This is a genomic window from Streptomyces sp. NPDC048171 (assembly GCF_043202655.1).
Taxonomy (GTDB): Bacteria; Actinomycetota; Actinomycetes; order Streptomycetales; family Streptomycetaceae; genus Streptomyces.
In genome coordinates, this window is record NZ_JBIDAU010000004.1 from 18,614 (window position 1) to 41,212 (window position 22,599).

Sequence of the window (22,599 nt, forward strand, 5' to 3'; positions counted from 1 at the left end):
TCAGCGACCGGACTTCGGGGCCTTCCAGCGGGCGATGCCGCGGGCCGCCAGGTTCAGGATCATGATGAACGCGATGAGCGTCAGGGCCGCCGCCCAGGCACGGTCGTAGGCCGAGTCGGAGCCCGCGCTGTACTGGAGGTAGATGTACATCGGCAGCGACTCCTGCGGATCCTGGAACGGGTTCGCGTTGATGAAGTCGGTGCCCCAGACCAGCAGCAGCACGGGGGCCGTCTCGCCGGTGATGCGGGCGACGGCCAGCATGACACCGGTGACGATGCCGCCGATCGACGTCGGCAGGACCACCTTGAGGATGGTGCGCCACTTCGGCACGCCCAGGGCCAGCGACGCCTCGCGCAGCTCGTTCGGGACGAGCTTGAGCATCTCCTCGGTGGACCGGACGACCACCGGGATCATCAGGATGCACAGGGCGAAGGAGCCGGCGATGCCGGACGGGCCCATGTCGAGGATCAGGACCCACAGGCTGAGGACGAACAGACCCGCGACGATCGACGGGATGCCCGTCATGACGTCGACGAAGAAGGTGACGGCCTTGGCGAGCCGGCCGCGCCCGTACTCGACCAGGTAGATCGCGGTGAGCACGCCGATCGGCACGGAGAACAGGGTGGCGAGGCCGACCTGCTCCAGGGTGCCGAGGATGGCGTGGTAGATGCCGCCGCCGGGCTCGCTGTCGGCGACGACGCCCATCGAGTGGCTGAGGAAGTAGCCGTCGAGGACCTTCACGCCCTGCTTCACGGTCTCCCAGATCAGGGAGAGCAGCGGGATCAGCGCCATCAGGAAGGCGACCCAGACCATGCTGGTCGCCACCCGGTCCTTGGCCTGGCGCACGCCCTCGACGCGCGCCGAGATGCCGTACGAGCCGGCGACGAAGAGCACCGCGGCGATCAGCGCCCACTGGATGCTGCTGTTCAGCCCGGCCGCGGCGCTGATGCCCAGGCCGGTGAGGACCGAGCCGCCGGCGACCGCCCAGGGGAACCACTTGGGCAGGGTCGCGCCGCGCAGCGAACCGCGGCTCTTGGGGGTAAGGGTTGCGTGGCTCATGCGTTGGCCCCCGAGTACTCCTTGCGGCGGGCGATGATCATGCGGGCCGCGCCGTTGACGGCCAGGGTGATCACGAAGAGGACCAGGCCGGAGGCGATCAGCGTGTCCTGGCCCATCACGGTCGCCTCGTTGAACTTGCTGGCGATGTTCTGCGCGAAGGTGCCGCCGCCCGGGTCGAGCAGGCTGGGGCTGATGTCGAAGGTCGGCGAGAGGACCATCGCGACGGCCATCGTCTCGCCGAGGGCGCGGCCGAGGCCGAGCATCGAGGCGGAGATGACGCCGGAGCGGCCGAAGGGGATCACCGACATCCGGATGACCTCCCAGCGCGTGGCGCCGAGGGCCAGGGCGGCCTCCTCGTGCATGCGCGGGACCTGCCGGAAGACCTCGCGGCTGACGTTGGTGATGATCGGCAGGATCATGATCGCGAGCAGGATGCCCACGGTGAACAGCGAGCGCGGGGCGCCGCCGTTCCACTCCAGGATCCCGGTCCAGCCGAGGTACTGGTCCAGCCAGCCGTAGAGCCCGTTCAGGTGCGGCACGAGGACGAGCGCGCCCCACAGGCCGTAGACGATCGAGGGCACCGCGGCGAGCAGGTCGATCACGTAGGCGATCGGGCCGCCCAGCCTGCGCGGTGCGTAGTGCGTGATGAACAGGGCGATGCCGACGGCGATCGGGACCGCGATGACCATGGCGATGATCGACGACACGACGGTGCCGAAGGCCAGGACCGCGATGCCGAACTCGGCCGGGTCGCCGCTCGGGTTCCACTCGAAGGTGGTGAAGAAGTTGGCCTCGTCCTCGCTGATCGCGAGGGCGGCGCGGTAGGTGAGGAAGGCCGCGATGGCGGCCATGATGACCAGCACCAGGATGCCGGACCCGCGGGAGAGCCCGAGGAAGATCCGGTCGCCGGGGCGGGTGGCGCCGCGGGCGGCGCCCTTGTCCCCGGGGGTGGCGGGCGGGGGCGTGGGAGAGGGTGTCGGCTTCTGGGTGTCCGTAGTTATGTCCATCGGGTTCTCCGGTCTGCGGAGCCGTCGTACGCGGCGGCTCGGGCGGAGCCCGCGGGGGGCTCCTGGCGGCGGTGCACCGGACGGTGCGGCCCGGCCCCCGGGCGGGGACCGGACCGCACTCGGGTCAGCTCAGGCCCGAGATGGTCTCGCGGACCTTGGTGATGATCTCGGTGGGCATCGGGGCGTAGCCGGCGTCCGCCAGCAGGCCCTGGCCGTCCTCCGAGGCGATGTAGTTCAGGAAGGACTTGGCGGCGGGCAGGGTCTCCGCCTTGTTGCCCTTGTCGCAGGCGATCTCGTACGTCACCAGGACGATCGGGTAGGCGCCGGCGGCGTCCGGGGTGTAGTCCAGCTCCAGCGCGAGGTCCTTGCCGGTGCCGACGACCTTGGCCGCGCCGATGGCGGCGGTGGCGTTCTCGACGGTGGCCGGAACCGGCTCCGCGGCCGCGGTCTTGACGTCGACGGTCTTGATGCCCTCCTTCGCGTACGACAGCTCGAAGTACGAGATGGCACCGGCGGTCTGCTTCACCCCGCCGGCCAGGCCGGAGGAGCCCTGCGCGGACTGGCCGCCCTTGGCCTGCCAGGACTTGCCGCCCTCGTACTTCCAGTCGTCGGGCGCGGCGGCCTTCAGGTACTTGGTGAAGTTGTCCGTGGTGCCGGACTCGTCCGAGCGGTGGTAGGCCTGGATCTTCAGGTCGGGCAGCTTGGCCTCGGGGTTGAGCTTGGCGATCGCCGGGTCGTTCCAGTTGGTGATCTTGCTGTCGAAGATCTTGGCGAGCGTCGCGGCGTCCAGGTTGAGGGTGTCGACACCGGGGACGTTGAAGCCGACCGCGATCGGGCCGCCGACCATCGGCAGGTTGATGGCCTGGCCGTCCTTGCAGACCTTCTTGGAGGCCTCGACCTCGTCGGGCTTGAGCGCGGAGTCCGAACCGGCGAACGCGGTCTGGCCCTGCGTGAACGCGGTGATGCCCGCACCCGAACCGGTCGGGTTGTAGTTGATCTGCACGCCCTTGCAGGCGGCGACGTACTGCTTGACCCAGGCGTCGATCGCGTTCTTCTGGGCGGAGGAGCCGGACGCCTGGAGCTGGCCCTTGGCGTCCTCGCACTTGATGTTGCTGTTGGCGGCGGCGTTGCTGCTGTCGCCGCTACCGCTGTTGCCGCCGGTGTCGTCGGAGCCGCACGCCGTGAGGGCCAGGGCGCCGGAGACGGCGAGAGCACCGAGAGCGAGGGCCCGCCGGTTCATGCGCTGAAGCTTCACTTGAGGGAGTTCCTTCCAGGAGCCGCCGTCCTGAATCCGGCGGCGTGCGAGGACTGCGAGCTTTGGGATACGGACGCGCTTTCGGGTGCGACCCGTATCGGCTAAGGCCGAAATTAGGCAGAACAGGTGAAGCCGCCGATGGGCGTAAATGAACGCGGGGTGAACCCCTGTGGACGGTGCGGTGAGGTCACGGAACGCTTACGTCAAGGACACGGAGTGGTCCCGGGCGGGAGGGTCGCGAGGAGGGCGTCCACGAGGGTCCGGTCGCGGGGCTGGGTGAGCCGGGCGCGGGCAGCCGCGGGCTCCAGCCACAGGATGCGGTCGACCTCGTCGGACGGGGCGAAGGCGCCGGTGGTGGCGGCCGCCGCCCAGTACCGGACCTCTTTGGGGCGGCCGTTCGCCAGGTAGCGGACGGTGGGCAGCTCGACGCCCGGCCGGGCGGCGTACCCGGTCTCCTCCGCGACCTCGCGCAGGGCCGCGGCGAGGAAGTCCTCACCGGGCTTGAGCTTGCCCTTCGGGTGCGACCAGTCGTCGTACTTCGGGCGGTGGACGAGGCACAGCTCCAGGGCGGAGGGGTGCTCGGGGGCGGAGCGCCACAGGACGCAGCCGGCCGCCTGGACGGTGTCTGCGGGGGTCACCACTGTGTGCTCGCGCCTCCTGTCCCGGTTCCGAGGAGAGTCCTGCGGCGGCTACGGCAGCCTGATGGGGTCCTTGTGCCAGCTGTGCTGGAACGCGTACCTCGCCGCCTCCACCTCATGCCGCTGATCGGCGTGGAGCACGCCCAGCGCGTACGCCGTCGCCGGTGCGATACGCGGCGTACGGGCCGCCTGGGCCGCGGCCGCCGCGGCCTCGGAGGCGTCGCGGTGCCGGTCCAGGGCCTCGCCCGCGGCGAGCATGCGTACGTCCGCGCAGTCGTCGCCGGGGTCGGTGTCCGAGGTGCCCGCGGTGTGCCCGGTGGGCTCGCCGGCCAGCACCTCGAGGGCGTACCGGTGCAGGCGCAGGAGCAGGCGGACCTGGTGCCAGGGGGCGTCCTGCGGGTGCGGCGCCGGGTCGGGGGAGAGGCCGTGGACCAGCGCCTGGGCGTTGTACGGGCTGCCCGCGGTGACCAGCGGGAGGGCGGCCACGGCGTCGGTCAGGCGGTCCTCGGCCGCGGTGGCCAGGGGGCGGAGGTCGGTGGGGCCGGCGGTCGCGGGGGCGGTGAGGGGGCCGGTGGTCCGCAGGGGGACCTCGCTGGCCAGTAAGGCGACCTTGTCGGCGACCGCGTGGAAGCGGCTGCTGCCGAGGGCCTGGAGGGCGGTGGAGTGGGCCCGGGTGCGGGCCAGGGTCAGCTGACGGTCGAGCAGCGCGCCCGCCTTGGCGGCACCCACGGTGAGGTTGCCCCGGTCGGGGTGGGCGGTGGGCGGCGTGGCAGGTGGTGGCGCCGCCGCCCCGGCCCTGCCGCTCACCGGACGTGGGGACGGGAGCGGTGCGGAACCCGAGAGCCGGTGCAGGGCCTGGAGCAGGCGGTCCAGGCGGGCCGCGTACGCGTGTTCCATCGCCAGCGTGCCGGACAGCCAGGCCAGCTCGGGGCGCATGCCCTCCGCCCAGTCGGCGTCCAGCACGGGCTGGAACGTGTGGAGTGTGCCGCTGAGGCGGCGGGCGGCCCGGCGCAGGGCACGGGCCGTGTCCACGTGGGTCGTGGGCGGGGCGGGGGGCGCCGCCGACCTGGTCGCCGGTGACGCGCCGTTCGGGGACGCGCCCGACTCGCGGTGCCGGCGCAGGGCTCGGAGGAACTCCGTGGCCTGGGCTCGCAGATAGGACGCCAGGGCGTCGGTGTCCGAGGCCGGGTGCGGGTGCGCCGTCGCCTTCGCGGGGGCCCGGTCCGTCGGGTCAAGGTGTCGCTGTGCCACGCCGGCGCCTCCGGGCGTCTATGAGCATCTCCTGGATGTTGCGCAGGGGCTGGCCGTCCGCGTCGGTCGCGTGCCGGGTCCACTCGCCGTCCGGGCCGAGGTGCCAGGAGGCGGTGCCGTCGGACATGCCGGTCTCCAGCAGCCGGTTCAGGGCCGCCCGGTGCGCCGGGTCGGTGACCCGGACCAGGGCCTCTATCCGGCGGTCGAGGTTGCGGTGCATCATGTCGGCGCTGCCGAACCAGACCTCCGGCTCGCCGCCGTTGCCGAAGGCGAAGACCCGCGAGTGTTCGAGGAAGCGGCCGAGGACCGAGCGGACGCTGATGTTCTCCGACAGGCCCTCCACGCCCGGGCGCAGCGCGCAGATGCCCCGCACCCACACGTCGACCGGGACGCCGGCCTGGGACGCCCGGTAGCAGGCGTCGACCACGGCCTCGTCGACCATCGAGTTGACCTTGATGCGTATGTACGCGGGGCGGCCGGCGTGGTGGTGCTGGATCTCCTTGTGGATCCGGGAGACCAGGCCGTCGCGCAGGGACTTGGGCGCGACCAGGAGACGGCGGTAGGTCTCGCGGCGGGAGTAGCCGGAGAGGCGGTTGAACAGGTCGGAGAGGTCCGCGCCGACCTGCGGGTCCGCGGTGAGCAGGCCGAGGTCCTCGTAGAGGCGGGCCGTCTTCGGGTGGTAGTTGCCGGTGCCCACGTGGCTGTAGCGGCGGAGGGTCTCGCCCTCCTGGCGGACTACCAGGGACAGCTTGCAGTGGGTCTTCAGGCCGACCAGGCCGTAGACCACGTGGCAGCCGGCCTCCTCCAGCTTGCGGGCCCACTTGATGTTCGCGTGCTCGTCGAAGCGGGCCTTGATCTCGACCAGGACCAGGACCTGCTTGCCCGACTCGGCCGCGTCGATGAGTGCGTCGACTATCGGGGAGTCGCCCGAGGTGCGGTACAGCGTCTGCTTGATCGCCAGGACGTCCGGGTCGGCCGCCGCCTGCTCCAGGAAGGCCTGGACCGAGGTGGAGAAGGAGTCGTACGGGTGGTGCAGGAGGACGTCCCTGCTGCGCAGCGCGGCGAAGATGTCCGGCGCGGAGGCGGACTCCACCTCGGCCAGGTCGCGGTGGGTGCCGGCGACGAACTTCGGGTATTTCAGCTCGGGGCGGTCGAGGCTGTGGATGCGGAAGAGGCCGGTGAGGTCGAGGGGGCCGGGGAGGGGGTAGACCTCCGCCTCGCCGATCTTCAGCTCGCGGACGAGGAGGTCCAGGACCTCGCGGTCCACGCTCTCCTCGACCTCCAGGCGGACGGGCGGGCCGAAGCGGCGCCGCATCAGCTCCTTCTCGAGCGCCTGGAGGAGGTTCTCCGCGTCGTCCTCCTCCACCTCCAGGTCCTCGTTGCGGGTGAGGCGGAAGGCGTGGTGCTCCAGGACCTCCATGCCGGGGAACAGCTCTTCCAGGTGGGCGGCGATGACGTCCTCGATGGGGACGAAGCGGCCGGGGGAGGCTTCCAGGAAGCGGGAGAGCAGCGGCGGGACCTTGACGCGGGCGAAGTGGCGGTGGCCCGTGACGGGGTTGCGGACGACGACCGCGAGGTTGAGGGACAGGCCCGAGATGTAGGGGAAGGGGTGGGCCGGGTCGACGGCGAGGGGGGTGAGGACCGGGAAGATCTGGTGCCGGAAGAGGGTGAACAGGCGGGCCTGCTCTTTCTCGGCCAGTTCGCTCCAGCGGACGAGGTGGATGCCCTCCTCGGCGAGCGCGGGGGCGACGTCCTCGTGGAAGCAGGCGGCGTGGCGGGCCATGAGCTCGCGTGAGCGGGCCCAGATCATGTCCAGCACCTCGCGGGGCTGGAGGCCGGAGGCGGAGCGGGTGGCGACGCCGGTGGCGATGCGGCGCTTGAGGCCGGCGACGCGGACCATGAAGAACTCGTCCAGGTTGCTGGCGAAGATCGCGAGGAAGTTGGCACGCTCGAGGAGGGGGGTGGCGGGGTCCTCGGCGAGTTCGAGGACGCGTTCGTTGAACGCGAGCCAGCTGCGTTCGCGGTCCAGGAAGCGGCCCTGCGGGAGCTGGGCGCCGCCGGCCTGGGACTCCTCCGACTCCTCGTACGCGTCGAGGTCGGCGTCGATGTCCGGCTCCAGGTCGGAGACCGTGGCGGCCACGGTGTGCGAGCGGTGCGCGGCGATGGAGCCCACGGAGGGCTGCGTGTGCTGGACCTCTGCCTGGGTGTTCGGCTGCCTCATGAACCCATTCTTCCGCGCCACGCGCCGGACAGGCGCGTCGGAGGGCACGGAAGGCTCTGGCTCGGTGGGCTTCATTCGGTGAGGGTCGCAAGGCTGTCTGAATCGATGGTTACGGGGACATGACGTGTGGGATAGCGGGGGGTCACTGGGTGGGATGCCTGCGGCGGCCCGTGGCCGCTTCGGTGGGGGTGCGGGTAGCGCGGTGGGGTGCGTTGTGGGTCGGGGGCGCGCCGGGGGTGTCCGTCCTCGGAACGGCGCGGAATCGGTCGGCCACAGAAGTGGCCTGTGTCGACGCGCCAACCGCTGCGGGCGGACACCCCCCGACACGCCCCCTTCTCGCCGTACGCGGCTCTCCGCCGTCTCCCCGGCTGCGCGCGGCCGCTTCCGCTCCAGCTGCGGGCAGCCGTGCCGCTGGGCGGCACCCCGCACGGAAAGGCTCCCTGCGATCGTGTGAACCGATGCGTGTGGCTCGTGCGATGAGGAGACGTGAGCGAAACGAGAAGCGACGGAGAGCTGTTGCGGGCCGTCGCGGGGGACGGTGACCGGCGGGCCTTCGAGGAGCTGTACCGCCGGTACGCCCCCTGGCTGACGGCCCGCATGCGCAGCCGCTGCTCCGACGCCGGCGTCGTCGACGACGTCGTGCAGGAGACGTTCCTCGCGGTGTGGCGCGGCAGCGCGCGGTACCGGGAGGACGGGGATGTCGCGGGGTGGCTGTGGCGCATCGGCTCGCGGCGCCTGATCGACGTGCTGCGCGGCGACGGAGCCCGCGGCCGCCTGCGCCAGGCGCTGGCGCGGTTGCGGCACCGGGACGAGGTCTCGGCGGAGGAGCGGGTGCTCGCCGGGGTCGAGCACGGCGACCTCGCCGGCGCGCTCGTACGGCTGTCTCCGGAGCTGCGCGCGGTGCTCCAGGCCACCGTCGTCGACGGGCTGACCACCCGCGAGGCGGCCGTCCTGCTCGGCATCCCGCCGGGCACGGTCAAGACGCGGGCCATGCGTGCCCGCCGGCAGCTGCGGGAGGCGCTGGCATGAGTGACGAGGACAGCCGCCGGCAGGGGTGGCACGTGGACGAGGGTGATCTCGGGGCCTACGCCCGGGGGGAGCTGGCGGCACCCCTGCTGTGGTCCGCCGACGCCCATCTGAGCGCCTGCGCCCGGTGCCGGGGCGTGCTCGCCGAGGTGAGTGACCGCGCTGCCCTGGACCTGGGGTGGGAGCGGCTCGACGCCGAGCTGGACGCGCCCCGGACCGGGTGGTTCGAGGGGCTGCTGGTGCGGTGCGGCGTCGATGACGGCACCGCCCGGCTGCTCGCGGCCACGCCCGTACTGCGCCGCTCCTGGCTCGGTGCCGTCGCCGCCGTACTGGTCACGACCTTCTTCGTCGCCTTCTCGGCCGGTGCCGCCGAGCGGCCCGCACTCTTCCTCGCCCTCGCCCCGCTGCTGCCGCTGGCCGGAGTGGCCCTCGCCTACGGGCCCGTCATGGACCCGACCTACGAGATGGCCGTCGTCTCGCCCATGCACGGCTTCCGGCTGCTGATGATCCGCACGGTCGCCGTGCTGGTCGTGGCCCTCGGGGTGAACGGGCTGGCCTCCCTCGCCATGCCCGGGTACGGGCTGACCGCGCTGGCCTGGCTGCTGCCCGGGCTCGCGCTCACCACGGCCGGGCTCGCGCTGACGCCCCGGCTGGGTCCGGTGGCAGGGCCCGCGGCGGTGGCCGGGGCCTGGGTGGTGCTGCTGGTCGTGGCCAGTGCGGGGCGGGGCGAGGACGTTCCGCTCGCGCCGTTCACCGCGGCCGGGCAGGGCGTGTCCGCGGGGCTCGCGCTGCTGGGTGCCGGGCTTCTGTTCGTCTTCCGGGACCGGTTCGACGTGCTCGGCCGGGGGGCCCTGTGAGCCCGTCGGCCGGTTCCTTGATCTTTTACTTGTACGGGAGTGGCGTATGACCCCCACTGTTTCCGCGTCCGGGCTCAGCCTTCACTACGGGCGCACCCGGGCCCTCGACGACGTGTCGCTGCGGCTCACCCCGGGCGTCACCGGACTGCTCGGGCCCAACGGGGCCGGCAAGACCACCCTGCTGCGCGTCCTCGCCACCGCCGTGCCCGCCGACCGCGGGGCCTTCACCGTGCTCGGCCACGACCCGGGCACCTCGCGCGGGCGGCAGGAGGTGCGGCGGCGGCTCGGGTATCTGCCGCAGACACCCGGCTTCCACCAGGACTTCACCGCCTTCGAGTTCGTCGACTACGTCGCGATCCTGAAGGAGCTGGCGGGGCGGCGGGAACGCCATCACGAGGTGCGGCGGGTGCTGGAGGACGTCGGGCTCGGGGACGTACGCGGCCGGAAGATCAAGAAGTTGTCCGGGGGGATGCGGCAGCGGGTCGCCCTGGCCGCCGCCCTGGTGGGCGACCCGGGGTTCCTGGTGCTGGACGAGCCGACCGTGGGGCTCGATCCCGAGCAGCGGATGCGGTTCCGGGAGCTGATCGCCGGGGCGGGGGAGGGGCGGACCGTGCTGCTCTCCACCCACCAGACCGAGGACGTGGCGATGCTCTGCCACCGGGTCGTCGTGATGGCCGAGGGAAGGGTGCGGTTCGACGGGACGCCGGCCGAGCTGACCGCCCGTGCCGCGGGGCGGGTCTGGACCGGCGCGGAGCGGGATCCAGGGGCGAGGGCCGGGTGGCGCACCGGGACCGGCGCGTTCCGGAACGTCGGGGATCCGCCCCCGGGGGCGGATCCGGCCGAGCCCACGCTGGAGGACGGCTATCTCCTCGTCCTCGACGGTGACGGCAACGGTGCGGAGGTGGCCGCGTGAGTGCCGTGGTCGCCGATGCCCCGGCGGGTGAGGAGACGGGGGTGCGGGGCTCCTCGAACGGGGCTCTGCTCGCGCTGGCGTGGTTCGAGGCGCGGCGGCTGTTGACGAGTGCCCCCGTGGTCGTCGCCTTCGTGGCGTACCTCGCCTGGATCGTCTGGCGTACGCCCGACGCCTGGGACGGGTATCCCGCCCTCCAGGACGTCGACCGGAGCACCCAGACGATGCCGATGCTCGTCGGGGTGGCCGTCCTGGTGTGCGCCAACTTCGCCGTGCTGCGCTCCGGACGGCACGGTACCGAGCACCACTTCGGGGTGCTGGTGCTGCCGCTCTGGCGCCGTACGGCGGCCCACGCGCTGTCCGTCGTACCGGCCGCCCTGCTCACCGCGGTGTGCGTGGGCGGGCAGTTCACCTGGGAGGCGCTCAAGCCGGGTGCGGTCGGGCACGGTTCGCCGGCCGAGCTGGCCGCCGGTCCGCTGGTGGTGCTGGCGTTCGGGATGTTCGGGGTGCTGCTGGCCCGGGTGGTCCGGTCGGCGCTCGCGGGGCCGCTGGTCGTGGTGCTGCTGCTGTACACGTTCGCCTTCGGTGCGAGCGGCGACGGCGCGGACGGCATGTCCTGGCTGGCGCCCGTCGTCGTGCAGACCGGTGCCGACGCCCTGCCCTCCGAGCTGCTGGGGCGGCCCGCCGCCTGGCACGCCCTCTACCTGGCGGGCGTGGCCCTGTGCCTGGCCCTCCTCGCGGTGCTCCTCGCCGGCGGGCGGAGCATCGTCGTCCGGACGGGCGTCGTCCTGGGGCTGGTCGTGGCGGTCACCGGCGGCCTTCTGCAGGCCCGGGGGGCCGTGCCGTCGCCGGAGCTGACCGCGGCCCGTGAGCGTGCCGTGTCGGATCCGGGGCTGAGGTGCGCCGAGCGCGGCCGGTCGACGTACTGCGCCTTCCCCGAGTGGACGCCCCGCGTCGGCGCCTGGGCCGGGGTCCTGGACCGGATCCAGGCGCTGGCCGGGGGCTCCGCGCACGAACGGCGGCTCCACGTACGGCAGCGGGTCGTCGCCACGTACGGGCTGGTCAACGACGCCGCGATCCCTCCGCAGACCGAAGCCGGACAGGTGACGGTCGGTACCGCCTGGGGCGGCAACCGGGTGCCCGAGTTCTCCAGCGCCGTCGCCGCCGTCCTCGTCGCGGGCAGCGAGAAGGCGGGGAGCGAGGTCTGCGACGGACGGATGGTCACCCTCATGTGGCTCTCCCTGAGCTGGCAGGACGACCCGATGGACGCCCTGCGCCGGGTCCGGGTGGACGACAGTGTGCGGGGGTCCGCGATCGTGCTGTCGCCCACCGACCCGCTGTCCATGACGGCGGGCCAGACGGACGTCGTACGGCGGCTGCTGGAGAAGCCGCCCGCCGGGGTCGGCGAGCGGGTGAAGGCGCACTGGTCCGAGCTGACCGCGCCGGGCGTCACGACCGCCCGCGCCGCCGGACTACTCGGCGTGGCCGGGCCGGAGAAGGCGGACTCGTGCGAGGAGTGACGGCGGATCTCGTGGCCGCGGTGTGGCGCACACTGCCGTGGCGGGTACTGGCGGCCGCGGGGGCGCTCGGGCTGCTGATCGCCGCCGCGCCGGTCGTCACCGGAGCCGAGCCCGGACCCTGGGAGACGCTGGTGCTGCTGCGGGGCGTCGCCCTCACCGGCGCCCTCGGGCTGGCCTTCCTGCTGGACGACCCGGCCCGGCACCTCACCGCTCCCGTCCCCACCCGGCGGCCCGTCCGGCAGGCGCTGCGGGTCGCGCTGGTCGCACCGCTCGCCGCCCTGTGGTGGACGGCCGCGCTGCTGCTCACCCCGTCGGAGTCCCGGCCCCCGGCCGGTGACCTCACCCTGGAGGCGGCGGTGGCGGCCCTGCTGGCGCTCGCCGGTGCCGCCGCGGCGGTACGGCTGACGGACGAAGCCCGCCCGGGGCCCTTCGTCGCGGCGGCCCTGCTCCTGGCGGCCGTCCTCGCGCCGCTGTCGCTGCCCGAGGCTTGGGCGCTGTTCGTGACGCCCGACGATCCCCGGTGGGCGGCCGGTCACGACCGGTGGGCGGTGCTGCTGGCCGCGGTGGCCGTGGCGGGGGCGTGGTGCGGGCCGGAGCCGCTGGGGCGGCGGCGGGTGCGCCGGGCCGTGTGAGGGAGGCTCAGGACTCGGTGCGGTACATCAGGTCCGTCTCGTGGGTGACGAATCCCAGGCGCTCGTAGACGGACACCGCGGCCTTGTTGTCCGCGTCCACGTACAGCATCGCCGTGGGCAGCCCCTGTCCGGCCAGGTGCCGCAGGCCGATGGTGGTCAGGGCCTTGCCCAGGCCGCCGCCCTGGATGTCGGGGCGGATGCCGAGGACGTACACCTCGCCCAGGCGCTCCTGCGCGTGCACCTTGGTCCAGTGGAAGCCGATCAGCTCGCCCGCCCGCTCGGCCAGGAAGAATCCGGCCGGGTCGAACCACTCCTCGGCCTTGCGGTCGTCGAGGTCCCGCTGGGTGAGGGAGCCCTGCTCGGGGTGGTGGGCGAAGGCGGCGGCGTTCACCGCGAGCCAGGCAGCGTCGTCCTGCCCGGGTACGAAGGCGCGGACGGTGACCCCCTCGGGCAGCCGCGGGTCGGGCAGGTCGAGGCCGGCCAAGGGCCGTCGCATCTGCCGCAGTTCGCGGAACAGCGTCAGGCCGAGCACCTGCGCGAGGTGCCGGGCGGCGGAGTGGCCGCCGTGCGCCCAGATCCGCAGCCGCTTGCCGGAGGCGGCGAGCAGCGCGGAGCCCAGGGCGCGTCCGTGCCCCTGGCCCCGGTGCGAGGGGTGGACGACCAGTTCGGCGGCCGGCGGCTCGATCGGGTCGGTGCCCTCCAGTTGGGCGTAGCCGACGAGTTCGCCGTCGAGGGTGAGCAGCAGGTGTGCGATGCCCTCCCGCGCGGGGCCGCGCAGGTGCAGCCGGCCCTGCTCGGACACGGCGTGCTGCCCGTCGTTCCGGGCCGCCTCGTCGAGCAGGGCGAGGACCGCGCCGGTCTGCTCCGGGGTCAGTTCGGCGAGGGTCTCGATCGAGCGGGGGCGGCCGGGCCGCACGGTGTCGTCGCTGGTCATGCGTACGAGGGTAAGGGGCGGGTGGGGCAAAGCGGCGGCAGCCGCGGGAGCGGGCGGCGCGGACGCGCGGGCAGGGGTGCGGGCGCCGTTCCGGCGGGCTCGGCCGGGGGCGCGGGCGCCGCGCGTGCGGGACCCGGCCGGGGGCGCTCGGGCGCCGCGCGGGCGAGGTGCGGACGGCAAGGTAAACCAGGATGTAACCCGGAACCCCCTGTCGCGCTACGCGCGTTGACCCTAGGCTGCCGCTCCGACGAGCCGTCCCTCAGCGGCTCGCGCCACGCACACCCACAGGGGGGCGCATGCCAGCCACAGCACAGCCGCACCAGTCGCGCCGCAGACGCCGCACGGGCCGTCTCCTCGCCGCCGCCACGGTCGTCACCGCCGGGGCGCTCGCCGCCGCGGCCCTGCCGGCGTCGGCGAACGCGAACGCGGACGCGGACCGGCACGGCCACGGACACGGTCACGGGCAGGGCCGCTACCAGGACGTCCAGTTGCTCTCCTTCAACGACCTGCACGGCAACCTGGAGCCGCCCGCCGGTTCCTCCGGCCGGGTCACCGAGGTCCAGCCGGACGGCACGACGAAGACGGTCGACGCGGGCGGTGTGGAGTACCTGGCCACCCATCTGCGCGAGGCCCGCAAGGGCAACCGGTACTCCGTCACCGCGGCCGGCGGCGACATGGTCGGCGCGTCCCCGCTGCTGTCCGGTCTCTTCCACGACGAGCCGACCATCGAGGCGCTGAACAAGCTCGACCTGGACGTGACGTCGGTCGGCAACCACGAGTTCGACGAGGGCGCGAAGGAGCTGGCCCGCCTCCAGAAGGGCGGCTGCCACCCCACCGAGGGCTGCTACACGGACAAGAGGTTCAAGGGCGCCGACTTCCCGTACCTGGCCGCGAACGTCCTGGACGAGAAGACGCGCAAGCCCATTCTCGAGCCGTACTGGGTGTGGAAGAAGAACGGCGTCAAGGTCGGTTTCATCGGCGTGACCCTGGAGGGCACCCCGGACATCGTCTCGGCGGACGGCGTGAAGGGCCTCTCCTTCAAGGACGAGGCCGAGACGATCAACAAGTACGCCAAGGTGCTCCAGCGCCAGGGCGTGAAGTCGATCGTCGCGCTCATCCACGAGGGCGGCTTCCCGGCGTCGACCTCCTACAACTACGACTGCGACGCCCCGGGCGCCGGCGACGGCGTCTCCGGACCGATCGTCGACATCGCGAAGAACATCACGCCGCAGGTCGACGCGCTGGTCACCGGGCACACGCACAGCGCGTACGTCTGCACGATCCCGGACCCGGCGGGCAACCCCCGCATGGTCACCTCGGCCGCGTCCTTCGGCCGCCTCTACACGGACACCACGCTGACCTACGACCGGCGCACGGGCGACATCGCGCGTACGTCGGTGAAGTCGGCGAACCACGTGGTGACGCGGGACGTCCCGAAGGCGCCCGACATGACCCGGCTGATCGACAGGTGGGGCACGCTGGCCGCCCCGATCGGCAACCGCCCCGTCGGCCACATCTCCGCCGACATCTCCCGCGACGGCACCGAGTCCCCGCTGGGCGACCTGATCGCCGACGCGCAGCTCGCGTACGGGAGGACCCAGGACCCGGAGACCGACCTGGCCCTGATGAACCCGGGCGGTATCCGGGCCCCGCTGACCTACGCGGCCTCGGGCGCCGAGGGCGACGGCGTGGTCACCTACGCCGAGGGCTTCACCGTCCAGCCGTTCGCGAACACGGTGAACCTCAAGGACTACACGGGCGCCCAGCTGGTCCAGGTCCTCAAGGAGCAGGTCAGCGGCCCGAACGAGGCGGCACCGAAGATCCTCCAGGTCTCGTCCGGCCTCACCTACACGCTGGACCTGACGAAGTCCGGTGCGGACCGCGTGGTGACGGACTCGATCCGGCTGAACGGCGCCCCCGTCGACCCGGCGGCCACCTACCGCGTCGCGTCCAACAGCTTCCTCGCGGGCGGCGGCGACGGCTTCCCCACCCTCAACGAGGGCGCGAACGAACTGGTGGGCGCGGACGACCTGGCCGCCCTCGAGCAGTACCTGACGGCCAACTCGTCGGCGACCGACCCGATCGAACCGCCGGCGGCGGACCGGATCACGGTCGTGCAGTAGCGGGGTACGACGCCGCGAGGTGGGGCGAACGGGCCGTCCAGGGCCGCCCACTGCAAGAGCATGATCGTCTTGCCGTCGGTGATCCGGCCGTCCCGGGTCATGGCCAGGGCCTCGGTGAGGGGGATCTCCAGGACCTCGATGTCCTCGCCGTCCTCCTCCAGGCCGCCGCCCGTGCCGGTCCGGTCGGCCGGGGTGTAGGGGGCGGCGAAGAAGTGCAGGCGCTCGGTGACGGAGCCGGGGCTCATGTAGGCGTCCAGGACGTGGGTGAGCGGGCCGAGGGTGACGCCGAGTTCCTCGGCCGCCTCGCGGCGGATGGCGGTGACCGGGTCGTCCGCGTCGAGCAGGCCCGCGGCCGCCTCGATCAGCATGCCGTCGGGGTGGTCGTTCACGTAGGCGGGGTAGCGGAACTGACGGGTGAGCAGGACGTTGCCGCGTTCGGCGTCGTAGGGGAGGACGACGGCGCCGTTGCCCCGGTCGTAGGTCTCGCGCTGCTGGGTCTCCCAGCGTCCGTCGCGGCGCCGGTAGTCGAAGGTGGTGCGGCGCAGGACGTGCCAGCCCCGGGAGGTCAGCTCGACGTCGCGGACCACGACACCGGGGTTGCGGTCCAGGCCCCGTCCGGCGCGGTCCAGGCCGGTGCGGCCGCGGTGGTCCGGGACGTCCACGCCGGGGCGGCCGGTCACGCGGTCTCCTGCGGGACGCGGCGGGGGAGTTCGGCCACGTCGTGGTAGACGGGCAGGCCCCGGCGGCGGGCGGTGGCGACGTCCTGGTCGGCCCCGGCGGACTCCCCGGGCAGACGCAGTACGGCGTCGCAGTGGGCCAGGAGCCGGTCGGCGGCCGGATAGAGCACCTGGTCGGCGAGCGGGTCGGTGGGGCCCGCGCCGGCCGAGCGGAGCACCGGCAGGGCGATCCACTCGCCGATCACGGGCAGGTGCCCGGCGGCGAAGACGGGCCAGGCGGCCTCCTCCAGGCGGGCGAGGTTGGCGGCCATGGCGCGGGGGTCGCCGCCGGTGCCGGAGCGGTAGGGGCCGGCGATCAGGATCAGCAGGGGTTTGTCGGTCATGACGCGCTACGATACATGCAGGACCGTGCAAGAACAGGAGAGATCGTGCATGCTTGCTGCTGAACGGCGGGACCACCTGCTGGAACTGCTCGCCCGCGAGGGCAAGATCGTCGCCAAGGACGTCGCCGTGCGGCTGGGGATCTCCGAGGACAGCGTGCGCCGCGATCTGCGCGACCTCGCCGCCGAGGGACTGGTGCAGCGGGTCTACGGCGGCGCCCTGCCCGTCTCACCCGCGGTGGCGGACTACAGCGCCCGGCAGGCCATCGCCCCGGACGGCAAGCGCAGGGTCGCCGAGATGGCCGCCGGGCTGGTGCGGCCGGGCAGCGCGCTGATCCTCGACGGCGGGACCACCGCCCTCGCCGTCGCCCACGCCCTCCCGCACGACCTCGACTGCACGGTGATCACCCACAGTCCGACCATCGCCGCGGCCCTGCTCGGCCATCCGCGGGCGGAGCTGTTCCTGATCGGGGGCCGCGTCTTCAAGCACTCGGCGGTGGCCTGCGGAGCCGCCGCGATCGAGGCGGCGCGGAACGTCTCGGCCGACCTGTGCCTGCTGGGCGTCACCGGCGTCCACCCCGAGGCGGGGCTGACCACCGGCGACGCCGAGGAGGCGGCGATGAAGCGCGCCCTGTCCGCGCGGGCCGCGGAGACCTGGGTGCTGGCCTCGTCCGAGAAGATCGGCACCGCCTCGCGGTACCGTGTCCTGGACCTGGACCAGGTCGGTGCGCTGATCACCGACGCCGCCCCCGAGGACGCCGTGGTGGGTCGGCTCACCGACCTGGGCGTGAAGGTCCTCACGACCGGCTGACGGCTCGCGGCGACCGGGCCTACGGGACCTCGGGCGGGGGCTTCGGCGCCCCCGGCAGCCGGACGGTCGCCGTCGTGCCGCCGCCCTCCGCCGGAGTCAGGGTCACCTCGCCGCCCGCCTGCTGAACCGTGCGGGCCACGATCGACAGGCCCAGGCCGGATCCGGGCAGGGCGCGGGCCGACGGCGAGCGCCAGAAGCGGTCGAAGACGTGCGGGAGTTCGTCGACGGGGATGCCGGGGCCGTGGTCCCGGACGGTGAGGACGCCGTCGGCGAGGCGTACGTCGACGGTGCCGGACTCCGGGCTGAACTTCACCGCGTTGTCCAGGATGTTGACGACCGCGCGCTCCAGGGCCGCCGGTTCCGCCCGTACGTACCAGGGCCGTACGTCGGCCGTCACGGTCAGCTCCGGGCCGCGCAGGCGGGCGCGGCGCAGCGCGGACTCGACCACTTCGTGCCAGGGGAGGATCCGCGTGCGGCCCTCGTGCTGGCCGGTGTCCGGGCGGGACAGCTCCTGGAGGTCGCCGATCAGCGCGGCCAGTTCCGTCATCTGCGCCTTCACCGAGGCGAGCAGCGCCTTGCGGTCCGCCTCCGGGATCGGGCGGCCGGTCTCCTCGCTGCGGGTGAGGAGTTCGATGTTCGTACGGAGCGAGGTGAGAGGGGTGCGCAGTTCGTGGCCCGCGTCGGCGATGAGCTGCTGCTGGAGGTCGCGGGAGCTGGCCAGGGACGCCGTCATGCTGTTGAAGGAGCGGGAGAGGCGGGCGATCTCGTCGTCGCTGTCGTCCTCGACGGGGATGCGGACGGTCAGGTCCTCGGTGCGGGCCACGTGTTCGACGGTGCGGGTCAGTTCGTCGACGGGACGCAGGCCGGTGCGGGCGACCCAGAGGCCGGCCGCGCCGGCGCCGACGACGCCCGCGCCCGCCACGAAGAGCAGGACGAGCGCGAGGTTGTTGAGCGAGCTGTTGACCTCGCTCAGCGGGCGCGCGGCGGAGACGGCCACGTCGGACAGGCCCGGCACGGTGTAGGTGAAGACGCGGTACTGGGTCCCGTCCGAGCCGGTGGCGTCGTGCAGGGCGTTGGGGGACGAGCCCTCGGCCACGGCGCGGTCGGCGTCCGTGAGCGGGACCTCCTCGGTGCCGATGATGAGGCAGCTCGTGTTCTGCCGTGCCACCAGTTGCACGGACGAACCGTAGGGGTTCTGCTCGTGCGTGAGCGGGTCGTGGGAGCAGAGACCGGTGCGCAGGTCCACGTACCGGCTCACCTGCGCCCTGTCCATCCGGTTCGCCTTGAGAGCCTCGTCCAGCGAACTCACCAGCACGCTCTTCACCACGAACCAGCAAGCCACCGCCCCCGCCGCCACCGCGAACGCCACCGCCCCCGCCACCAGCAGCGCCAGGCGCGAACGCAACGGCAGCGTGCGATAGCGGCGTACCAGACCTGTCACTCCGCGCCGCCCTGCCGCAGCACATAGCCGACGCCCCGGACGGTGTGGACCAGGCGCGGCTCGCCGCCCGCCTCGGTCTTGCGGCGCAGGTACATGACGTACACGTCGAGGGAGTTGGACGACGGCTCGAAGTCGAAGCCCCAGACCGCCTTGAGGATCTGCTCCCGGGTGAGGACCTGGCGCGGGTGCGCCATGAACATCTCCAGCAGGGTGAACTCCGTGCGGGTCAGCTCCACCGGACGCCCGGCCCGGGCGACCTCCCGCGTCGCCAGGTCCATGGTCAGGTCGGCGAAGGTGAGGGTGTCGTCGTCCTCGGCGGCGGCCTCCACCGCCGCCGCGTAGGAGCTGCGGCGCAGCAGCGCGCGGATGCGGGCGAAGAGTTCGTCCAGCTCGAAGGGCTTGACCAGGTAGTCGTCGGCGCCGGCGTCCAGGCCGGTGACCCGGTCGCCGACGGTGTCACGCGCGGTCAGCATCAGGATGGGCGTCGTGTCGCCCCCGCCGCGGATCCGGCGGGCGGCGGTCAGGCCGTCCATGCGGGGCATCTGGATGTCGAGGACGACGAGGTCGGGCCGGTACGCCGCCGCCTTCTCCAGGGCGTCGGCGCCGTCGACGGCGACCTCGGTGCCGTAGCCCTCGAAGGCGAGGCTGCGCTGGAGGGCTTCGCGGACCGCCGGCTCGTCGTCGACGATCAGGATGCGCTGGAGGTCACGGTCGCGGTCGCCGTCTGCGGGGCTCATGGGTTCAGCGTCGCACGTTCGTCGCGGGTACTCGTGGCCGCTCAGTTGCTCGCACCCGCGCGCAGCTCGGGCAGGTCCGCCTTGACGGTGTTGATCGGGATGGCGAAGCCGAGGCCGACGCTGCCCGCGCTCGCGGACGCCTCGGTCGCCGAGTACATCGCGGAGTTGATGCCGATGATGTTGCCGTTCATGTCGATCAGCGCGCCGCCGGAGTTGCCCGGGTTGAGGGAGGCGTCGGTCTGGATCGCCTTGTACGTCGTCGTGGACGAGCCGGTGTCGCCGTTGAACTCCTGGCCGCCGAACTCGAACGGCCACTGGCCGCCGCCCTGCCCCTGTCCCTGCTGTTGCTGCTGCTGCCCCTCGTCGGTCGAGACGGTCACGTCGCGGTCTAGGGCCGAGACGATGCCGCTGGTCACGGTGCCGGTCAGGCCCTCGGGCGAGCCGATGGCGACGACCTGGTCGCCGACCCCGACGGCGTCCGAGTCGCCGAGGCTCGCGGCCTTCAGACCGGAGGCGTCCTCCAGCTTGATCAGCGCGAGGTCCTTCTTGCTGTCGGTGCCGACGACCTCGGCGGTGTACTGCTTGCCGTCGCTGGTCCTCACCTTGACCGACGAGGCGCCGGAGACGACGTGGTTGTTGGTGATGATCTCGCCGTCGTCGGTGATGATCACGCCGGAACCGGTGGACGAGCCGGCGTTCGAGGTGGCGCTGATCTCGACGATGCTGGGGCTGACCGCCTTCGCGACCCCGGAGACCGTGCCCTTCTGGCTGGAGGGCACCACGTTCGTGCTGGTGGCGGAGGCGACGGTGTCGCCGCCGGTCAGCTCCTGGATGCCGTACGCGGTGCCGCCGCCGATGGCCGCCGCGACGATCGCCACGGCCGCGAGCAGGGCCACGGGGCCGCGACGGGCCCGGCGCCTCTGCCGCGGCGGCTCGGGCTGCCCGTCGGCGGCGAACCCGGCGTAGGGCTGCGCGGGCGGCTGGGCCGGCGGGGGCGGCCACTCGGGGTTGACGGGAGAGGAGTCGTGCTGCCGGGCACCCTGGTACGGGTTCTCGTACGGGTTCTCTTGCGCGTGCTCGTACTCGCCGTTGCGGCGGAGGCTCTCGGTCATGTCCATGAGCTTCGCGCCCGAGGATGAGAGCGGCCTGAGTGCTGCCTGAGAAGCCCGGCAGAACCTCGTATGCCCGATATAAGGAGGGCTCCGGGCGGGTGCTACACGCAGCCGCAGGACTGCCGTACGACCAGCTGCGACGGGAACACCTTCAGCCGCTCGCGCCGGGATCCGGCGACCCGCAGGCCGTCGTCCAGGACGAGGTCGACGGCGGCCCGCGCCATCGCCGGCCGGTCCGAGGCGACCGTCGTCAGCGGCGGGTCGGCGAGGTCCGCCTCCTTGATGTCGTCGAAGCCCGCCACCGCCAGCTCGCCCGGCACGTCGATGCGCAGCTCGCGGGCGGCCCGCAGCAGGCCGATCGCCTGGTCGTCGGTGGAGCAGAAGATCGCCGGCGGGCGGAGCGGCCCGGCCAGAATCTCCAGGCCCACCTTGTACGCGTCGTAGCGGTTGTACGGCGCCTCGAAGAGCCGGCCCTCGGTGGACAGCCCGGCCTCCTTCATCGCGCGCTGCCAGCCCTCGACGTGGTCGGAGACGGGGTCGCCGACGGACGGGGTCTCGGCGGTGCCGCCCATACAGGCCACGTACTCGTAGCCGTGCTCCAGCAGGTGGCGCACGGCGAGCTGGGCGCCGCCGAGGTCGTCGGTGACCACGGCGACGTCGTCGATGGCCTCGGGCCGCTCGTGCAGCAGGACGACCCGGGCGTCCCAGGCGTCGATCTCGGCGGCGGCCAGGTCGTTCAGGGCGTGGCTGACCAGGATCAGACCGGAGACGCGCATCCCGAGGAAGGCCCGCAGGTAGTGGACCTCGCGCTCGCCCACGTAGTCCGTGTTGCCGACCAGGACCATTTTCCCGCGCTCGGAGGCGGCCTGCTCGACGGCGTGCGCCATCTCCCCGAAGAAGGGCTGGCGGGCGTCCGGGATGATCAGGCCTATGAGGTCCGTGCGCCGCGACGCCATGGCCTGGGCGACCCGGTCCGGGCGGTACCCCAGCTCCTTGATCGCGGCGAGGACACGCTCGCGCGTGGCCGGGGCGACCGGCCGGGGTCCGTTGTTGATGACATAACTGACGACGGCGGTGGAAGTCCCCGCCAGCCGCGCCACATCATCCCGAGTCACCTTGGCCACGCGCGGAGTCTACGCGGATGGATCCGCTCCGGGCAGGGCGTATCACACCTTGGATGACCTTGCCGCCGCCGTGTCAGGGGCCTCCGCCCCGGCGCGCGCCGACTTCTCGCGCTCAGTCTTCGCCCGCTCCGCGTTCTCCCGCTCCGTCTTCTCGGACTTCGCCTTCTCCGGCTTCTCCGGCGTGACGAAGCGGTAGCCGACGTTGCGGACGGTGCCGATCAGCGACTCGTGCTCGGGACCGAGCTTGGCGCGCAGCCGCCGTACGTGCACGTCGACCGTGCGGGTGCCGCCGAAGTAGTCGTAGCCCCACACCTCCTGGAGCAGCTGGGCCCGGGTGAAGACCCGGCCCGGGTGCTGGGCGAGGTACTTGAGCAGCTCGAACTCCTTGAAGGTCAGGTCCAGGACCCGGCCCTTGAGCTTGGCGGAGTACGTCGCCTCGTCCACCGAGAGGTCGCCGTTGCGGATCTCCATCGGGGAGTCGTCGCCGACGATCTGCTGGCGGCCCATGGCCAGCCGCAGCCGCGCCTCGACCTCCGCCGGTCCCGCGGTGTCCAGCAGTACGTCGTCGATGCCCCAGTCGGCGGTGACGGCGGCGAGGCCGCCCTCGGTGACCACGAGGACCAGCGGACAGCTGAGCCCCGTGGACCGCAGCAGCTGGCACAGGCTGCGGATCTGGGGAAGGTCGCGGCGCCCGTCGACGAGGATCACGTCGGCGCCGGGGGTGTCGACGAGGGCCGGGCCCTCCGCCGGAGCCACGCGGACGTTGTGCAGCAGCAGGCCGAGGGCGGGGAGCACCTCCGTCGACGGCTGAAGAGCGTTGGTGAGGAGCAGCAGAGAGCTCATCGCGCCCCACCTGCCTGGGTCGTCCTACGGTCGTGCACGCT

At 72.9% G+C, this 22,599-nt stretch carries 20 protein-coding genes and 1 pseudogene; 7 read left to right on the plus strand and 14 right to left on the minus strand.

Annotated elements, in window-relative coordinates; all coding sequences use genetic code 11:
* From pstA to ACGF3J_RS11850, 6 genes are all read right to left on the minus strand, one after another.
* On the minus strand, positions 1–1,059 hold the full coding sequence (pstA, locus tag ACGF3J_RS11825; RefSeq protein ID WP_161331179.1) for a phosphate ABC transporter permease PstA: 1,059 nt from the start codon (positions 1,057–1,059) through the stop codon (positions 1–3).
* Entirely contained in the window at positions 1,056–2,066 is a 1,011-nt protein-coding gene (gene pstC / locus ACGF3J_RS11830) for a phosphate ABC transporter permease subunit PstC (RefSeq protein ID WP_393854047.1), read from the minus strand. The genes pstA and pstC overlap by 4 nt, the downstream gene beginning before the upstream one ends.
* Positions 2,067–2,190: 124 nt before the next feature.
* Positions 2,191–3,321, minus strand: coding sequence for a phosphate ABC transporter substrate-binding protein PstS (pstS, locus tag ACGF3J_RS11835; RefSeq protein WP_346346252.1), 1,131 nt, complete (start codon positions 3,319–3,321; stop codon positions 2,191–2,193).
* A gap of 203 nt (positions 3,322–3,524) precedes the next feature.
* Entirely contained in the window at positions 3,525–3,959 is a 435-nt protein-coding gene (locus ACGF3J_RS11840; RefSeq protein ID WP_161331181.1) for an NUDIX hydrolase, read from the minus strand.
* A gap of 51 nt (positions 3,960–4,010) precedes the next feature.
* Complete coding sequence (locus ACGF3J_RS11845; RefSeq protein WP_393854048.1) at positions 4,011–5,210, minus strand: CHAD domain-containing protein; 1,200 nt, start codon at positions 5,208–5,210, stop codon at positions 4,011–4,013.
* Positions 5,191–7,431 (minus strand): RNA degradosome polyphosphate kinase, encoded by a 2,241-nt coding sequence (locus tag ACGF3J_RS11850; protein WP_202558734.1) that lies wholly within the window; start codon positions 7,429–7,431, stop codon positions 5,191–5,193. Before ACGF3J_RS11850 ends, ACGF3J_RS11845 begins: the two co-directional genes overlap by 20 nt.
* A gap of 486 nt (positions 7,432–7,917) precedes the next feature.
* Here ACGF3J_RS11850 and ACGF3J_RS11855 point away from each other — a divergent pair, with 486 nt between their 5' ends.
* From ACGF3J_RS11855 to ACGF3J_RS11875, 5 genes are read left to right on the plus strand one after another with little or no spacing between them, the layout of a single operon-like run.
* Positions 7,918–8,460, plus strand: a complete 543-nt coding sequence (locus ACGF3J_RS11855; protein WP_161331184.1) for an RNA polymerase sigma factor — start codon at positions 7,918–7,920, stop codon at positions 8,458–8,460.
* Positions 8,457–9,314 (plus strand): zf-HC2 domain-containing protein, encoded by an 858-nt coding sequence (locus ACGF3J_RS11860; RefSeq protein ID WP_393854049.1) that lies wholly within the window; start codon positions 8,457–8,459, stop codon positions 9,312–9,314. The genes ACGF3J_RS11855 and ACGF3J_RS11860 overlap by 4 nt, the downstream gene beginning before the upstream one ends.
* 46 nt (positions 9,315–9,360) lie before the next feature.
* Positions 9,361–10,227 (plus strand): ABC transporter ATP-binding protein, encoded by an 867-nt coding sequence (locus ACGF3J_RS11865; RefSeq protein WP_393854050.1) that lies wholly within the window; start codon positions 9,361–9,363, stop codon positions 10,225–10,227.
* On the plus strand, positions 10,224–11,744 hold the full coding sequence (locus ACGF3J_RS11870; protein ID WP_393854051.1) for an ABC transporter permease: 1,521 nt from the start codon (positions 10,224–10,226) through the stop codon (positions 11,742–11,744). Before ACGF3J_RS11865 ends, ACGF3J_RS11870 begins: the two co-directional genes overlap by 4 nt.
* Entirely contained in the window at positions 11,732–12,376 is a 645-nt protein-coding gene (locus ACGF3J_RS11875) for an ABC transporter (protein ID WP_393854052.1), read from the plus strand. The genes ACGF3J_RS11870 and ACGF3J_RS11875 overlap by 13 nt, the downstream gene beginning before the upstream one ends.
* Before the next feature lie 7 nt (positions 12,377–12,383).
* Here the strand turns inward: ACGF3J_RS11875 and mshD are convergent, their stop codons facing one another.
* Positions 12,384–13,310, minus strand: coding sequence for a mycothiol synthase (mshD, locus tag ACGF3J_RS11880; RefSeq protein ID WP_393854053.1), 927 nt, complete (start codon positions 13,308–13,310; stop codon positions 12,384–12,386).
* 296 nt (positions 13,311–13,606) lie between these two features.
* On the opposite strand from mshD, the gene ACGF3J_RS11885 reads away from it, so the two are divergent.
* Positions 13,607–15,433, plus strand: coding sequence for a bifunctional metallophosphatase/5'-nucleotidase (locus ACGF3J_RS11885; protein ID WP_393854054.1), 1,827 nt, complete (start codon positions 13,607–13,609; stop codon positions 15,431–15,433).
* A 20-nt stretch (positions 15,434–15,453) separates the two neighbouring features.
* Here the strand turns inward: ACGF3J_RS11885 and ACGF3J_RS11890 are convergent.
* Both ACGF3J_RS11890 and ACGF3J_RS11895 read right to left on the minus strand, forming a co-directional pair.
* Positions 15,454–16,113: pseudogene (locus ACGF3J_RS11890) on the minus strand (NUDIX domain-containing protein); the annotation flags it as partial.
* Complete coding sequence (locus ACGF3J_RS11895; RefSeq protein WP_161331191.1) at positions 16,110–16,493, minus strand: DUF4406 domain-containing protein; 384 nt, start codon at positions 16,491–16,493, stop codon at positions 16,110–16,112. The gene ACGF3J_RS11895 and the pseudogene ACGF3J_RS11890, both read right to left, overlap by 4 nt.
* Before the next feature lie 49 nt (positions 16,494–16,542).
* Here ACGF3J_RS11895 and ACGF3J_RS11900 point away from each other — a divergent pair, with 49 nt between their 5' ends.
* Positions 16,543–17,301: a DeoR/GlpR family DNA-binding transcription regulator gene (locus tag ACGF3J_RS11900; RefSeq protein WP_161331192.1), complete on the plus strand. Its 759-nt coding sequence runs from the start codon at positions 16,543–16,545 to the stop codon at positions 17,299–17,301.
* Positions 17,302–17,320: 19 nt separating this feature from the next.
* On the opposite strand, the gene ACGF3J_RS11905 is transcribed toward ACGF3J_RS11900, so the two are convergent.
* The 5 genes from ACGF3J_RS11905 to ACGF3J_RS11925 all read right to left on the minus strand — a co-directional run bounded on the left by ACGF3J_RS11905 (position 17,321) and on the right by ACGF3J_RS11925 (position 22,558).
* Positions 17,321–18,742, minus strand: a complete 1,422-nt coding sequence (locus ACGF3J_RS11905) for a HAMP domain-containing sensor histidine kinase (protein ID WP_161331193.1) — start codon at positions 18,740–18,742, stop codon at positions 17,321–17,323.
* The gene (locus ACGF3J_RS11910; RefSeq protein WP_161331194.1) at positions 18,739–19,479 is read right to left on the minus strand and encodes a response regulator transcription factor; all 741 of its coding nucleotides are present in this window, start codon (positions 19,477–19,479) and stop codon (positions 18,739–18,741) included. Before ACGF3J_RS11910 ends, ACGF3J_RS11905 begins: the two co-directional genes overlap by 4 nt.
* Before the next feature lie 41 nt (positions 19,480–19,520).
* The gene (locus ACGF3J_RS11915; protein ID WP_393854055.1) at positions 19,521–20,591 is read right to left on the minus strand and encodes a S1C family serine protease; all 1,071 of its coding nucleotides are present in this window, start codon (positions 20,589–20,591) and stop codon (positions 19,521–19,523) included.
* A 101-nt stretch (positions 20,592–20,692) separates the two neighbouring features.
* Complete coding sequence (locus ACGF3J_RS11920; protein ID WP_346346091.1) at positions 20,693–21,715, minus strand: LacI family DNA-binding transcriptional regulator; 1,023 nt, start codon at positions 21,713–21,715, stop codon at positions 20,693–20,695.
* Positions 21,716–21,757: 42 nt separating this feature from the next.
* The gene (locus ACGF3J_RS11925) at positions 21,758–22,558 is read right to left on the minus strand and encodes a response regulator transcription factor (RefSeq protein ID WP_161328500.1); all 801 of its coding nucleotides are present in this window, start codon (positions 22,556–22,558) and stop codon (positions 21,758–21,760) included.
* Positions 22,559–22,599 lie beyond the last annotated feature (41 nt).